Origin of the sequence: Herbiconiux gentiana, from assembly GCF_024978135.1 — a bacterium.
GTDB lineage: Bacteria > Actinomycetota > Actinomycetes > Actinomycetales > Microbacteriaceae > Herbiconiux > Herbiconiux gentiana.
Genome location: NZ_JANTEZ010000005.1, coordinates 199,138 through 214,636, shown reverse-complemented (window position 1 = coordinate 214,636; position 15,499 = coordinate 199,138). Strand labels below are relative to the sequence as shown.

At 70.2% G+C, this 15,499-nt stretch carries 12 protein-coding genes; 11 read left to right on the top strand and 1 reads right to left on the bottom strand.

Translation table 11 applies throughout. The annotated features are described in order from the left end of the window. Positions 1-47: 47 nt before the first annotated feature. The 6 genes from NVV95_RS13975 (at position 48) to NVV95_RS13950 (ending at position 6,241) form a co-directional block, all read left to right on the top strand. Positions 48-842, top strand: coding sequence for a GntR family transcriptional regulator (locus NVV95_RS13975; RefSeq protein WP_310796078.1), 795 nt, complete (start codon positions 48-50; stop codon positions 840-842). Then, the gene (locus NVV95_RS13970; RefSeq protein ID WP_259487162.1) at positions 839-2,347 is read left to right on the top strand and encodes an MmgE/PrpD family protein; all 1,509 of its coding nucleotides are present in this window, start codon (positions 839-841) and stop codon (positions 2,345-2,347) included. Before NVV95_RS13975 ends, NVV95_RS13970 begins: the two co-directional genes overlap by 4 nt. Continuing rightward, positions 2,347-3,252 carry a methylisocitrate lyase gene (gene prpB, locus NVV95_RS13965; protein ID WP_259487161.1) on the top strand — a complete coding sequence of 302 codons (906 nt, stop codon included), beginning with the start codon at positions 2,347-2,349 and terminating at the stop codon, positions 3,250-3,252. Before NVV95_RS13970 ends, prpB begins: the two co-directional genes overlap by 1 nt. Positions 3,253-3,311: 59 nt before the next feature. Beyond that, positions 3,312-4,433, top strand: a complete 1,122-nt coding sequence (locus tag NVV95_RS13960; RefSeq protein ID WP_259487160.1) for a bifunctional 2-methylcitrate synthase/citrate synthase — start codon at positions 3,312-3,314, stop codon at positions 4,431-4,433. Positions 4,434-4,436: 3 nt separating this feature from the next. Beyond that, the gene (locus NVV95_RS13955) at positions 4,437-5,657 is read left to right on the top strand and encodes a cation:proton antiporter (protein WP_259487159.1); all 1,221 of its coding nucleotides are present in this window, start codon (positions 4,437-4,439) and stop codon (positions 5,655-5,657) included. A 77-nt stretch (positions 5,658-5,734) separates the two neighbouring features. Next, complete coding sequence (locus tag NVV95_RS13950; RefSeq protein WP_259487158.1) at positions 5,735-6,241, top strand: nucleoside deaminase; 507 nt, start codon at positions 5,735-5,737, stop codon at positions 6,239-6,241. Here the strand turns inward: NVV95_RS13950 and NVV95_RS13945 are convergent. Continuing rightward, entirely contained in the window at positions 6,238-6,750 is a 513-nt protein-coding gene (locus tag NVV95_RS13945) for an Lrp/AsnC family transcriptional regulator (protein ID WP_259487157.1), read from the bottom strand. The genes NVV95_RS13950 and NVV95_RS13945 overlap by 4 nt on opposite strands. Positions 6,751-6,892: 142 nt before the next feature. Here NVV95_RS13945 and ald point away from each other — a divergent pair, with 142 nt between their 5' ends. The 5 genes from ald (at position 6,893) to NVV95_RS13920 (ending at position 15,436) form a co-directional block, all read left to right on the top strand. Beyond that, positions 6,893-8,020: an alanine dehydrogenase gene (gene ald, locus NVV95_RS13940; protein ID WP_259487156.1), complete on the top strand. Its 1,128-nt coding sequence runs from the start codon at positions 6,893-6,895 to the stop codon at positions 8,018-8,020. A 202-nt stretch (positions 8,021-8,222) separates the two neighbouring features. Next, entirely contained in the window at positions 8,223-8,636 is a 414-nt protein-coding gene (locus NVV95_RS13935) for a hypothetical protein (protein ID WP_259487155.1), read from the top strand. Positions 8,637-8,736: 100 nt separating this feature from the next. Then, positions 8,737-10,017, top strand: a complete 1,281-nt coding sequence (locus NVV95_RS13930; RefSeq protein ID WP_259487154.1) for a helix-turn-helix transcriptional regulator — start codon at positions 8,737-8,739, stop codon at positions 10,015-10,017. 113 nt (positions 10,018-10,130) lie between these two features. Then, entirely contained in the window at positions 10,131-10,898 is a 768-nt protein-coding gene (locus NVV95_RS13925) for a hypothetical protein (protein WP_259487153.1), read from the top strand. A 35-nt stretch (positions 10,899-10,933) separates the two neighbouring features. Next, a complete protein-coding gene (locus tag NVV95_RS13920; RefSeq protein WP_259487152.1) occupies positions 10,934-15,436 on the top strand; it encodes an LPXTG cell wall anchor domain-containing protein in 4,503 nt (1,500 codons plus the stop codon). Positions 15,437-15,499: the final 63 nt, after the last annotated feature.

The following is a 15,499-nucleotide window of genomic DNA, read 5'->3' as shown; positions in this document are numbered from 1 at the left end:
CCCGGTCGAGACGGGCGTAATGTGGCCTCGATGTATACAGAGAGCGGATGCGCGTGATGGCCCGCGCGGGCGAGCTCGCCTACGAGGCGCTGCGCTCCGAGATCCTGTCGTGGCAGCTCGCGCCGGGCGCGGTGCTGGCCGAGGTGGAGCTCTCGGGCCGCCTCGGCATCTCCCGCACCCCCGTTCGAGAGGCCCTCGCCCGGCTCGTGGCCGACGGGCTCGTCGAACCGCAGGGCGGGCGCGGACTCATCGTGACGCCGGTGTCGGCGGCGAACGTGTCCGAGCTCTTCGAGCTGCGGCGTGCCCTCGAGACCGAGGCGGCGGCGCTCGCGGCCCGCCGCCGCACGCGAGCGGTCTTCGTCGCCCTGCAGGACGAGCTGCGGGAGGTGCCCGCCCTGCTGACCGATCCCGATCCGGGCCGCCTGGCCTACTACGACCTCGCCCTGCGCTTCGACGCGGCCATCGACGAAGCCGTGCAGAACCCGTTCCTCGTGCAGGCGCTCACCACGGTGCGCACGCATCTCGTGCGCCTCCGCCGGCTCTCGCGCGACAACCCGGCCCGGCTGCTCGAGGCCGCCCGTGAGCACCTGCTCATCGTCGACGCGATCGTCGACGGCGACCCGCAGCTCGCGGCCGACGCCACGCGGGTGCACCTCGCCCGCAGCCTCCGCGCCACCCTCGGCTCCCTCGAGGCGGGCCTCCCCGAACCCTCCGACCGAGCATCCGCGCCACCGACCGGCACCTCGCCGACCGGCACCCCACCGGCCGGCACCCCACCGACCGGCACCCCACTGACCGACCACCCCACGCCCCCCACACCGAAAGGCGCCCCCGCCCGATGAACCTCCACCCCGTGCGCGTGCACCGCAGCGACGAGAACCTGCCCCGCGAAGACCAGCTGGCCCACAAGATCGCCCGGGTCGCCGCCGACCCCGTCGCCGTCACCGACGAGGTCACCGAGATGGTCATCAATCGCGTGATCGACAACGCCGCCGTCGCCGTGGCGAGCATCACCCGCGGCCCGGGTGTCGCCGCCCGCGCCCAGGCGCTCGACCACCCTGCCACCCCCGGAGCCGCGATCTTCGGCGTCACCACCACCGCGAGCCCCGAGTGGGCCGCCTGGGCGAACGGCGTGGCCGTGCGCGAGCTCGACTACCACGACACCTTCCTCGCGGCCGAGTACTCGCACCCGGGCGACAACATCCCGCCGATCCTCGCGGTCGCCCAGCACGTCGGCTGCACCGGCGCCGACCTCGTGCGCGGCATCGCCACGGGTTACGAGATCCAGGTCGACCTGGTCAAGGCGATCAGCCTGCACGAGCACAAGATCGACCACGTCGCCCACCTCGGCCCGTCGGCCGCCGCCGGCATCGGCACCCTGCTCGGCCTCGACGTCGACACGATCTTCCAGGCCGTCGGCCAGGCGCTGCACACCACGACGGCCACCCGCCAGTCGCGCAAGGGCGAGATCTCCACCTGGAAGGCGCACGCCCCCGCCTTCGCCGGCAAGATGGCCGTCGAGGCGGTCGACCGGGCGATGCGCGGCCAGACGAGCCCCACCCCCATCTACGAAGGCGAGGACGGCGTGATCGCCTGGCTCCTCGACGGGCCGGATGCGCGCTACGAAGTCCCTCTGCCTGAGGACGGCGAGGCGAAGCGCGCCATCCTCGACACCTACACGAAGGAGCACTCGGCCGAGTACCAGGCGCAGGCGTGGATCGACCTCGCCCGCAAGCTCAACCGCGAGCATCCGGAGACCACCGACCCGGCGAACGTCGTGTCGGTCACGATCCACACCAGCCACCACACGCACGTCGTGATCGGCTCCGGCGCCAACGACCCGCAGAAGTACGACCCAACGGCCAGCCGCGAGACGCTCGACCACTCGATCCCGTACATCTTCACGGTCGCGCTGCAGGACGGCGCCTGGCACCACGTCGACTCGTACAGCCCCGAGCGCTCCGGCCGCCCCGACACCGTCGAGCTGTGGCGCAAGGTGCAGACCCTCGAGGACGCCGAGTGGACCCGTCGCTACCACTCGCTCGACCCCGCCGAGAAGGCGTTCGGCGGTCGTGTCGAGATCGTGCTCGCCGACGGCTCGACCGTGGTCGACGAGATCGCGGTGGCCGACGCGCATCCGCTCGGTGCCCGGCCCTTCGCCCGCGCCGATTACGTGCGCAAGTTCCGGATGCTCGCCGCCGGCGTCGTGGAGGAGGCCGAGATCGAGCGCTTCCTCGCCCTGGCCGAGCGCCTCCCCGCCCTGAGCGTCGACGAGGTGCGGCAGCTGAACGTCGTCGCCCGGCCAGGCCTGCTCGAGGCCATCCCCACCCCGAAGGGACTGTTCTGATGCTGTACTCCACCGTTCCGGCGCACGAGAAGCGCGCCGCCTTCCGCCAGGCGCTCTCGAGCGGCCGACTGCTCAGGATGCCCGGCGCCTTCAACCCGCTGAGCGCCCGCCTGATCGAGCAGAAGGGCTTCGACGGCGTCTATATCTCGGGTGCCGTGATCGCCGCCGACCTCGGTCTGCCCGACATCGGCCTGACCACGCTCACCGAGGTGGCGACCCGGGGCGGGCAGATCTCGCGCATGACGAACCTGCCCACGCTGATCGACGCCGACACGGGCTTCGGCGAGCCGATGAACGTGGCGCGCACGGTGCAGACCCTCGAGGACGCCGGGGTCTCCGGCCTGCACATCGAGGACCAGGTCAACCCCAAGCGCTGCGGGCACCTCGACGGCAAGGCGGTGGTCGACGCCGACACGGCCGTCAAGCGCATCCGGGCCGCCGTCGACGCCCGACGTGACGCGAACCTGCTGATCATGGCGCGCACCGACATCCGCGCCGCCGATGGCCTCGGTGCCGCGATCGACCGCGCCAAGCAGCTCGTCGACGCCGGGGCCGACGCGATCTTCCCCGAGGCGATGGCCGACCTGTCGGAGTTCGAGGCCATGCGCGCTGCCGTCGACGTGCCGATGCTGGCGAACATGACCGAGTTCGGCAAGAGCGAGCTGTTCAGCGTCAGCGAGCTCGAGTCGGTGGGCGCCAACCTCGTGATCTACCCCGTCTCGCTGCTGCGCATCGCGATGGGCGCCGCCGAGCGCGGGCTCGACGCGCTCGTCGCCGAAGGTTCACTGAAGAGCGAGGTCGCCACGATGCAGACGCGTGCCAGACTCTACGAACTGGTCGACTACGCGGGCTACAACGCCTTCGACTCCTCGGTGTTCGACTTCGAGGTTCCGGATGCGCGCTGAGCGCCTCGACGCGGGGACGACGCCGTCCACGCCCATGCTGCTGACGAAGGAGTGCTGAGATGACCGATCCGCAGGAGATCAAGAAGGGGCTGGCCGGCGTCGTCGTCGACCACACCGCCGTGTCGAAGGTCAACCCCGAGACCAACTCGCTGCTCTACCGGGGGTATCCGGTGCAGGAGCTGGCGGCGTCGTGCTCCTTCGAGCAGGTCGCCTACCTGCTGTGGAACGGTGAGTTGCCCTCCGACGCCGAACTGGCCGCCTTCGAGCGGGCCGAGCGGTCGCAGCGCGCCCTCGATCCGGCCGTCAAACGGGTGATCGACGAGCTGCCGCTGACCGCGCATCCGATGGACGTCGTGCGCACCGCAGTCAGCGTCATCGGCGCGCTCGACCCCGCGTGGGAGGACTCATCGGAGGAGGGCACGCTCGGCAAGGCCGTGCACCTGCTCGCCGCCCTGCCCGCGATCGTCGCCTACGACCAGCGCCGCCGGCGTGGCCAGGAGCTCGTGGAGCCCGACGAGTCGCTCGGCTACTCGGCGAACTTCCTGCGGATGACCTTCGGTGACGTGCCGTCGGACGTGGTCGTGAAGGCGTTCGACGTGTCGATGATCCTGTACGCGGAGCACTCGTTCAACGCCTCGACCTTCACCGCGCGCGTCGTCACCTCGACGCTCAGCGACCTGTACTCGGCGGTCGTCGCGGGCATCGGTGCGCTGAAGGGCCCGCTGCACGGCGGCGCCAACGAGGCCGTGATGCACGTCTTCGACGAGATCGGCGAGGCCTCGGCCGCCGAGGCGTGGCTCGACTCGGCGTTGGCCGAGAAGCGCAAGATCATGGGCTTCGGGCACCGGGTCTACAAGAACGGCGACTCGCGGGTGCCCACCATGAAGGCGTCGCTCGACACCCTCGTCGCCGAGTACGACCGGCCCGACCTGCTCGCGCTCTACGACGCGCTCGACCAGGCGATGCAGGAGCGCAAGGGCATCAAGCCGAACCTCGACTACCCGTCGGGCCCGGCGTACCACCTGATGGGCTTCGACACCGAGCTGTTCACGCCGCTGTTCGTGGCGTCGCGGATCGTGGGGTGGACGGCGCACGTCCGGGAGCAGCTGGCGTCGAACGCGTTGATCAGGCCGCTCTCGGCCTACGACGGGGTCGACGAGCGGCACCTGCCGGGGGTGTAGCGGGTGGATCAGGCTGATCCGGTCGGCATCGTGCTGATCGCCGCGCTCGCCGTGGCGGCTCCGCTCGTCGCCGCGGCGGTGGGGCGGGTGGCGCGGGTGCCGCTGGTGGTGTTCGAGATCCTGCTCGGGGTGCTGGTGGGGCCGAGCGTGCTCGGCTGGCTCGGGCCGAGCCCGTTCTCGGGAGCAATCGCGGAGTTCGGGCTGGCGCTGCTGTTCTTCATGGCGGGCCGGGAGATCGACTTCGCCGCGATCGCCGGACGTCCGATCGTGCGCGCTGCCCTCGGCTGGGGCATCTCGCTGGTCGGTGCGATCGCCGTGGGGTTCCTAGTGGCGCCCGACCTCGAGGCCGCGGTGTTCATCGGGGTGGCGCTCACCTCGACGGCGCTGGGCACGATCATGCCCATGCTCCGCGACGCCGGAGAGCTGTCGACCCCGTTCGGGCGGGCCGTCACCGCCGTCGGGGCCGTGGGGGAGTTCGGGCCGCTGATCGCCATCTCGCTCTTCCTGAGCGGGCGCTCGCCCGGCATCTCGGCCGTGGTGCTGATCGGCTTCACGGCGATCGCGCTGCTGGGCATCCTGGCCGCCTCGCGCGGGCCGCGAACCGGGCTGCACCGCATCGTGACCGCGACCCTGCATACCAGCGGACAGTTCGCGGTGCGGCTGGTGCTGCTCGCGATCGCGGCGCTCGTGGTGCTGAGCGTGGTGCTCGGGCTCGACATGCTGCTCGGCGCCTTCGCCGCCGGCGTGATCTGCCGGGTGCTGCTGTCGGGCGTGAACAAGCCCGACCTCGAGCTGGTCGACGCGAAGCTCGAGGCGGTCGCGTTCGGGTTCCTCGTGCCGGTGTTCTTCATCTACACCGGCATCACGTTCGACCTGGGGGCGCTGGTCTCCGACCCGGCCGCGCTGGTGCTCCTGCCGGTGTTCGCCGTGCTGCTCCTCGTGGTGCGGGGGCTGCCGAGCATGCTGGCGGCGCCGGCCGGGTCGTCGCGGCGCGACCGCTTCGCGCTGGGGCTGTTCGGGGCGACCGGGCTGCCGATCATCGTGGCGGTCACCGGGATCGCGCTGTCGCGGCAGGCGATCCTGCCCGGGACGGCGGCGGCGCTGGTGGGGGCGGGGATGATCTCGGTGCTGCTGTATCCGCTGATCGGGCTGCTCATCCGGCGACGGGCGCGTGGGGGCGCGGCGCTGCCGCCCGACGACGAGCACGTGCCGGTCGAGGCGTAGGGGGCGCTCGGCGGGGGCCCGTGCCGGTCGAGGCTTAGGGGGCGCTCGGCGGGTGGGGCGTGTGCCAGGGTGGGTAGATGACCGACCCCGCGCTCGCGCCCGCCGATCTCGCCCCGTCCGACCTCGCGCACCTCGAGCGGGCCGTCGCCCTGGCGGCCGCCGCCCGTGACCGCGGCGACCACCCCTTCGGCGCCCTGCTCGTCACCGCCGATGGCCTCACCATCGAGGCGATGAACACCGTGAACACCGGGCACGACCCCATCGGTCACGCCGAGACCAACCTCGTGCGCGACTCCGGTCAGCAGCTCGAACGCGACGAGCTCGCCGGCTCGACGCTCTACACGAGCACCGAGCCCTGCGCGATGTGCACGGGGGCGATCTACTGGGCCGACATCCCGCGCGTGGTGTTCGCGCTGTCGGAGGAGGCGCTGCGCGAGCTCGTCGACGCGCAGGAGGGCGTGCCGACGCTGGCGCTGCCGTCGCGCGAGGTGTTCGCGCGGGGTGGGCGCGACGTGGAGGTCGTGGGGCCGGTGGCGCTGCCGGGAGCGACCGCGGTGCACGAGGGGTTCTGGGACGAGGACTAGAGCGCCTCGCGCACCTCGCTCCACGAGCTGCCCTGCTGCATGTGCTGCACGCCGATCAGGTGGTCGAAGACGATGTTCGTCTGAGTCGAGGCGACCGAGTTGTCCATGCTGAGCTCGGTGGCGACGAAGTCGCGCAGCTGCCCCGTCGAGGTGCACGCCACGTGGATCAGGAAGTCGTCGGCCCCGCCGAGGAAGAACACGTTCAGCACGTTCGGCAGGGTGATCACCCGCTGCGCATAGCTGCGGATCTCGGCCCGCGCCTGCGCCTTCAGCCGCACCTGCACGATCGCCTCGATCGGCAGCCCGAGCGACGCCCAGTCGGGCTGCGCGTGGAACGACCGCAGCACCCCGCTCGCGTGCAGCGCCCGCACCCGCACCAGACACGTCGACGGGGCGATGCCGACCCGCTCGGCCAGCTCTTTGTTCGGCAGCCGGGCCTCCCGGCAGAGCTCCCAGACGATCCGTTCGTCGATGTCGTCGATCGCCGCTGTTCCGCCGGTGTGCGCCATCGTGGCCCTCTTTCGAATTCTGCCGCGCCGTGTGCGGTTTCAGCCGAATGATATTCGGAAACGGTGACAACGAGCATCCGCTCGCTCGATAATCGAGGCGGATCGCGAATGCGACGGTCGACCACGAGCGAAGGAGCCCACCGTGATCATCGGGGTGCCGAAGGAGATCAAGAACAACGAGTTCCGAGTGGCGATGACGCCGTCGGGGGTGTTCGAGCTGGTCAAGCACGGGCACACGGTGCTCGTCGAGACGGGGGCCGGCGTCGGCTCGGCGATCCTCGACGACGAGTACGCGGCGGCGGGAGCATCCGTCGTCGACGTCGACGCGGTGTGGGCCGCCGAGATGATCGTGAAGGTGAAAGAGCCGATCGAGCCCGAATACGAGCGGATGCGCGCCGGGCAGCTCATTTTCACCTACCTTCACCTGGCCGCCGCCGAGCCCCTCGTCGCCGCGCTGATCGCGTCGCGCGCGACCTCGATCGCGTACGAGACCGTGCAGCTCGCCGACGGATCGCTGCCGCTGCTCGCCCCGATGAGCGAGGTCGCCGGACGGCTCTCGGTGATGGTCGGCAGCTACCACCTGATGGGCTCGAAGGGCGGGCGCGGGGTGCTGCTCGGCGGCGTGCCCGGGGTGCGGCCCGCCAAGGTGACGGTGATCGGCGGCGGACAGGCCGGTGAGAACGCCGTGCAGCAGGCCGTCGCCGCAGGCGCGGACGTGACCGTGCTCGATCTGTCGATCCCGCGGCTGCGGCACATCGACGAGGTGTTCGCCGGGCGGGTCAAGACCGTGGTCTCGAACGCGTTCGAGGTGGAGCGCAGCGTGCTGGAGGCCGATCTCGTGATCGGCGCGGTGCTGGTGCCGGGCGCCGCCGCGCCGAAGCTGGTCTCGCACGAGCTCGTGTCTCGCATGAAACGCGGCTCGGTGCTGGTCGACATCGCCATCGACCAGGGCGGCTGCTTCGAGGACTCGCGACCGACGACCCACGACGAGCCGACGTACCCCGTCGAGGAGACGATCTTCTACTGCGTGGCGAACATGCCGGGTGCGGTTCCGGCGACGTCGACGGCGGCGCTGACGAATGCGACGCTGCCGTACGTGGTGCGGCTGGCCGACCTCGGGTGGCGTTCGGCGGTGGAGCGGGATGCGGCGCTCGCGGCGGCGGTGTCGACGGTCGACGGGCGGTTGACGCACGAGCCGACGGCGGCGGCGTTCCCGCACTTCGGGTACACGCCGCTCGCGGCGGCGGTGGGGGTGGGGGCTGCGGTTTAGGGGTGCAGGCTACGGTCTAGGCGGGCTGGCTGCTTCGGTTCGTCGGCTCGGCTCGGCTCGGCGCGTCGGCGGAGTGCCGGAGGAGCCGCTGGGCGACGGGCGGGGAGGCGGCGCGTGACGAAGTGCAGGTGCCGGCCGTCTTCTAGGTGAACCGCGTGGGCTTCCAGGCCGTGCGCGGTGCCGCCGCCATTCGAGGAGCCCCATGCGATCGTTCAGCCGCACCCCCGCCCGCCGTCGCCCCCGCGCCGTCTGGGCCGCCGTCATCACCGCGGTGGTGCTCTGCCTGCTGACCGTCGTCGGCGTGATGCTTCCCGTGCTCGGCCTGATCGCGGGCGCCGACGCCACCACCGTCGGGGCGCTCGACGTGCCGGTGGGCGCAATCGTCGCATCGATCGCGATCTGCTCGATCGTCGCGCTGGGGTTCCTGGCGCTGGCGTTCGTGTCGCGGAACGGCGCCCTCTCGTGGATCGCGGCCGTCGCCGCCGTCGTCGCCACACCGATCGGCTCGGTCTGGCCGCTCGTCGCCACCGGGATGGCGAGCGTCGGGCAGGCGCAGGAGCTGATCCCGTTCATCCAGCAGCTGATCGCGCGGGTGGGCGGGCAGGGCCAGGGCTGAATCCGCCCGCGATCCGGGGCTTCCGTGGTGTCCTGTCCCGGGCGGCTCGCTAGACTCCGTGAGAAGGCAGTTCCGTATTGAACCCAGGGGCTCAGCGATCATGGCCACCGACTCCTCACCTCCCTTGCCGTCCGACGATCTCGATGAGCTGGGGCGTATCGCCGCAGCCGAGCTCAGGTCGGGAACCGAGCCGCGTTTCATCGGACAGCTCCGGCGGGCGGCTGCGGCGCTCGGCGAAGGGGCCGCGCGAGAGCATGCGGATGCGCTGCTCGCTCTTGCTGAGGTGGAGAGCGCGCGCAGCGAGCTGGCCCGAGCCCGGTCGGGGTTCCAGCGGGTGCTCGGAATCGACGGCATCCGGCCGGCCGTCAGGGTGATGGCCCTTTCCGGCCTCGTGATGGTGAACGTGCGGGAGGGCACCTGGTCGAGGGCGGCGAGGCTGGGGGAGGAAGCCGTCGTGCTGGCCGAGCTGCACGACCTCGACGAACTCCGATCGACCGCGATCGCGGCCAGCGCCATCGTTCCCGCCTCCCGGGGTGAGCTGCCACTCGCGCTGCAGCGTCTCGAGCGCGCTGAGCTTCCTCCGACCCGAGACGCCGGCCGGAACGACGCCCAACCGCTCCGCGCCGCCGCCCTGGTGCGGGCCCGCATCTGCCTCGCGATCGGGCTGAACGACTGGAACGCGCTGCAGCGCACGCTCGACGGCGCGGCCCTCGGTGGTCCGTCGGCCGATCACCCCCACCACTTCCGTCGCAGCGAGTGGCTGGGGTTGCAGGTATTGGCGTCGTGGCACCTCAAGAAGCGCGAGCGCGCCGATCATCTGATCACGGGCTGGAGCCGGGGGGCGGACGTCGCGAGCGACCCCTATTTCTTCGCCTTCTCGAGCGTTCTGCACGACCGTGATGGGCGATCGGGCGACGCCCTCGACAGCATCCACCACGCTCTCGAACTCGTCGGGCCCGGCGAGGACCCGCTCGGCCGCGCGTGGATCAGGCTCGTCGCGGGCACGGCGCTCACGCGCCATGGCGGCGATGACGGGAAGGTCGAGGGCCTCGCCGTCTACAAGGAGGCGCGGTCGGAACTCGCCGCTCTGGGCGCGAGCATCTTCGTCGCCCGCTGCGACTCCATCATCGCCGGCGCCGCAGCCGACGTCACCGACTCACTCAGCAGCCGACCGCTCAGCGCCTTGAGCGAACAGCAGCGCCGAGTGGCGACACTCGTTGCCCGGGGCTTCACGAGCGCCGAGATCAGTGCCCGGGTCGGCGTCTCTCGCAAGACGGTCGATTTCCACGTCGCGAACGTGCTCGCCCGGCTAGGACTCTCGAGTCGGCGCGACATCCGTCACCTGCTGAGGCAGTCGGGCGGGGAGGGAGTCGAGATCTGACGGCGAAGCGCATCGTCGCATCCCGCGCACTGGGAGGCGCTACCAGTGCTCCCGAGGCCGAACGGATCTACCGTGGCGGCAACGAGGTCGGGGCAGGATGGGCGGGGCGCGTTATGGATGATGGCGAGATCGAGCTGCCGAGCAGGAGAGCGGCTCTGCGAGCTGGGGCGTGGTCGCTCCCGATAATCGCGGTCGCCGTCGCGGCTCCCGCGGCTGTGGCGTCAGACGGAGGCGCCCTCAAGGCGCTTCCGGTCGCGCTCAGCGCTTACCCGAGCGAATTGTTCCCGCCCGTCACGATATCGGGAGGGGTCGAGCGGGCCGGCCAGGTGGTCGTTCTCGTTCTGCGCGGCGCTACGTTCTCGAATGGTGTCGAGGACAAGTCCGTCCAACTCGACCATCAGGGTTCGGTTGTGCTGTCGGACATTCTGGCGCCGGCCACCGCGATGTCAGGTTTCCTCGTGGCCATACCCAGCGAGGGGCCGACGTATTCGGTTGAGGTGCCACTGACCACACTCCGCGCACCCGCCGGCTACGACTTCGTCGACCTCACCGCTCGGACAGGGTCTGCCTACGCCGAGGTGGTCGCAGCGATCCGGATCGACCGTGTGCCGGTGCCGATCGGAGCAACGCTCGACGTCGACTTCGACACGTCGATCTACGCCTTCGCATCGCCGGAAAGCAATCCGCAGACCCATCCGATCGTCTCGGTGACAGCAACGGGCGTGCGGATCGTCCTTCAGACAGCGGTGCCGGTCGGGATGCTCAGGGTCTCCGTGATCTTCAGCCGGATCACCTCGATCTCCAGTCAGGTCACCGTGCGCACTGACTTCGGCTCGTCACCGGCCCTGGGGCCGACGACGAGATCCGTCACCCTTTCTTGAACCAACCCGCAGCACCCCGAACCGGAGGCCCATCCATGCTCCCTCGCCGCAGCGAACCGTCCTCTGTCCGCAGGCCCGTCTATCGCATCGCTGCGGCGGGCATCGCGCTGGCCGCCCTGGTCGGGGCCGGCTTCGCAGCCGCCCCCGCGAGTGCCGCTTCCCCGGACAAAGCCGTCACCCCGGTCGAGCTCGTCGACGATACACCGTCCTTACCGAACGACGCTCTCGGATCCTCGGCGGCGAGCTCGGTGGTGCAGAGCGACATGCTGCTGGCCCGGTCGCCCCTCAAATCGACCCAGGCCGTGCTGAAGGCGACGAGCTCTATGGAGACGGTGACCACCCAGGCGACCGGGTCGGAGACGGTGCTGCCGGACCCCATCGAGTACTACCCCGATCTCGTGCAGCAGTACCCCACCGCGTCGGGCAGGTTCACCGACGCAGGCCCGGAACGGGTGCTGGATGCCCAGCTCGTCGATGCGGGGGGCATCGGGCTGCTCACGCTCCGCTCGCCGTCGGTGGCGGTGGAGGCGCTCTCGCTGGCGGCGAGCGCCGAGACGCCGGTGGCCGGGAGTACGTACCGCATCGAATCGGCCTCCGGTGTCGTCCAGGTGAGTGGCGATCAGCCGTCGGATACCCTGCCGGGCGGCACGTATGTGGGCGGACCCGCTCTCATCGGCGCCGATCCTCAGACGGCAGCGGCTCCCGCCTCCAACTGGGCGGTGCAGGATGTCGGCGACTCGGCCGTGCAGATCGTGAACCAGCTCACGGGGATGTGCCTGACCGGGGACCCCGGCTCTCTGGCGGTGACGACCGCGCCCTGCGGCGGATTCGCCGCCGGACTTCAGCGCTGGGCGGTGAGCGACGGTCCCGACGGTCTCGTCCTCTTCGGCGGTGGGTCGGTGCTGCAGGAGAAGCCGGACGGGAGCGGCTACGCGCTGGTCGACTTCGAGAGCTGGAGCGCGGGGCCGAGCAGCACCCTGACGTTCACCGAAGTCCAACAGCCAGGCGGCGTCGTCCCCTCCTGGTCGGCCCCGAACTACTCGAAAGACCTCTCCCTCCCCTTCGACCTCGCGGTGGGCGACCTCGATCGCGCGGTCGACGCTGACGGGAACTACCACGACGAGGCCGCACTCGCGTATGTCGATGAGAACCACGTCCTCAACCTGGCGATCGTCGACTACAACGCCCCCGGTGGCTTCGCCGTCACACCCGTGGCCGAGTTCGCCGACGGGCCGGTGGGCGTGAACACCGAGAACGGATACGCGTCTGGCTCGATCGGGGTCGAGGTCGGTGACTTCGACGGAAACGGCGCGGACGAGATCGCGGTCATGTCGCAGGGGGTGGGGGCGTTCGGAGCAGTGACCATCAGCTTCGTGTCCTACGAGAGCCCGGGATCCGCCGACGTGCTCGCGAACACCGCGTCGCCATCACTCTTCGCTGACGGGGGAGCGTCATACATGGCCGGGCTCTTCGACACGGCTGCCGGAGATTTCGATGGTGGAGGACGATCGCAGTTCGCGGTGGCCTACCACGACAGCGGAAGCCTGCAGCCGACGGTCGAGATCATGAGCTTCGCTGCGGACTGGACGCTCGATGAATCCGTCAATCACCCTCTCGAGACCAAATACTCCGACGCATCGGGCACCATCAGCGACTTCGACACCTGGACGAATCGGGGCCTGAGGCTCGAGTCGGCCATTCTGCAGGTCGATGCCACGGGTGCCGGGTACGACTCGCGCCAGCTCGTGCTCGGCTTCAGCGGACTGCGGAAGTACGACAATGGCTGGCTGTCCCAGACCATCGTCGAGAGCTGCTTCGCGGGGCTGGCGCTCGCCTCGGGAGCGGTGACCGAGCTGGCGACGCAGTGCGTCGACCAGTCGGACCAGCCCATCACCGGCGAGAACATCACGGTCGACCTCCCTCCACTCCAGCTCGCCGCCGGCGGCTTCGACGGACGAGGCAGCGGCAGCACGCTGCCCACCTGGGGTTTCGCTACCTCGGTCTTCGTGGGGGGCTCGACCGAGGTGGTCTATTTCACGCTTTCGGGTAGCTCCTTCGATCAGATGTCGTCGACTGTGGTCTCCGACGGCCCGGTCATGCTCACCGCCCTCGACTACGACAACAGCTCGCTCCGGCTCGGGGCGCCGCTCGTTCTCGACGTCGACAGCTATCAAGACGTCGCGATGATCGCCGCTCAGCCCCCGTCGCACGTCGACTGGCTCTACGACGCTTCGAGCGGTACCACGGAGTTCATCAACATCTCGTCGAACCCCGACCTCGCCCTCACCATGAGCGACTCGACGGAGACGGCCTACACGAGCTCGTCCAGCAGTCAAGTGGGCGGCAGCGTCAGCGTCTCGGCCTCCGCCTCGGTGGGCGCTACCGTCAAGGCGGGCGTCGGCGCCGAGAAGGCGAGCGCGAGCCTCGACGTCACCGGCACGCTCACCGGAACGGTGTCGCACAACGTCGACGACCTCTCGGGCTTCTCCTCGTCGAAGAGCGTGTCGACGACGAGCAAGACCGAGAGCGACGACCTGCTCAGGGTGAAGACGCAGTCGCAGCGGGTGTATCGCTATCCCGTCCTCGGCGGCGCCGTGACGAACTCCGACGGGAGCAGTGCGTGCGAAGCCGCCTGCTACGCCTACTACGACGTCTACGTGCCGAGTTCCGAGCTCCAGCTCGACGCCGACGTGCCGGGCCGGGCCGTCGACTGGTATCAGCCGACGTGGCAGAACAACAACGTGCTCTCCTACCCCACGGGGCCTCTCGAAGAGCCGGGCGCGTACTCCTACGTCGACGACAACGGCGACACGGTCAGCGCGGCGGAGTACCTCATCGAGCAGTCCCACGTGCTCGGCGGCACCTCGGGTGTGACGGCACTCACGATCACAGGCGGCAGCAACTCCTCGCACACCTCCACGACCAGCGGCACCTTGGGCCAGGGAGTCGAGGTGAAGCAGTCGGCGAATGCGACGGCCAGTCAGGGCCTCGCATCAGAGTCGGCGCGCGAGTCCGTCGATGTGTCGGTGAACCTGACCGAGTCGTTCGGTGGCACAACCACCGGTACCACGGCCACCTCGAGCACGAGCGGCTTCCAGCTGGACGCCCCTCCGGTGGCCCGCGGGGGTTACGGCTTCACGACCTACTACTACTTCGACGACACGGGCACTCCGAAGGTGAACTACTCCGTCGATCTCACGCAGGGCGATCCCGAGTTCTGGACCCGCACCTACGGCCAGCAGGCCGATCCCGCTCTCAACCTGCCGGGCTACATCGACATCGACTACGACGACCGGCAGTACCAGGACGTGCCGAAGTTCTCGACCGAGTTCTCAAGGCAGCAGATCCGCGGCTTCGACGCCCTCATCCCGTCGGCGGCGGGCAACGACGCGGCTACGGCGTACGCCTCGTCGCCGGCCGCCGGTAACCAGGTCGTCTTCGGAGTCGACGTGCACAACTACAGCCTGGTGTCGGCGCAGAACACGACTGTCGAGTTCTTCGCCGTCCCGGTCGACGAGACCTACACCCCTGTCGGACCCGCCCAGCAGATCGGCGGGCCTCAGAGCGTCCCGTCATTGGCCGGCCAGGGCTCCACTCGGGTCTATTCGGACCAGTGGACGGCGGTGGGCAACAGCACCTCCGCCGCGCTCAACCAGGATTGGAACATCTTCGTGGTGCTGAACTCCGACGGCGAGGCGAGCGAGATCCACCCCTGGCAGGCCACGACGGCCAACGGTCAGGCGGCCTGCCCGACGACGCGCGGCGACGACGACTTCGAGAGCGCAGCCGAGGGCACGGTCGATACCGACGGCTTCCTGCTCGACCCGATGACGAACGCGACGGAGACGCTGGCCTGTGGTCAGAACAACCAGGGCTTCGGCACCGTCACCGTCACCGGCCAGAGCTCCTCGATCGACGCCGGGGAGGACCGCACGTCGAACGTGCGGCTGGCGGGAGCGGGCTTCGCCACCGGGGAGGCCGACGACCTCACCCTCACCGAGACCTCGGCCGTGCCGACGGTCAAGGAAGGCGTGCCGACCATCGGGCTCGTCCGCGTGGCGTCTGATACCGACTCGTCGACCCACCAGAGGGTGCTCGTGTACGACGGCGACCCCGATCAGGGCGGCCGGATGCTCGCCTCGACCACTCTGCGCGGCTCCAGCGCCGAGGGTGGAGGCGTGGCCCGGTTCAGCTGGACCCCGACTGGGCCGGGGGTGCACCAGCTGTACCAGAAGGTCGTCGGCGCCTCGAGCGCGGGCACCTCGGATGCGCAGATCGTCACCGTCGAGGTGGTGGCGGCCACGCCGGAACCCACGCCCACCGCATCCCCGACCCCCTCTGCACCGGCTTCACCGCGACCGTCGCCGGAGCCGTCGACCCCCGCCTCTGGCGCTTCGCCTGCTGGCCAGGACGACGGCGGTCCACTCGCCTACACCGGTCAGACGGTGCCGTGGATCGCGCTGGCGGGCGCAATTGCCGCCCTCGCCGTGGGTGGATGGGTTCTCAGGGCTCGCCGACGGCGCACCTCGGCCGAGTGAGATACCGAATCCAGCGGCATTCGATGCGAGCTGAGAGCCGAGCCGGGCGGTGACATCTGGCTC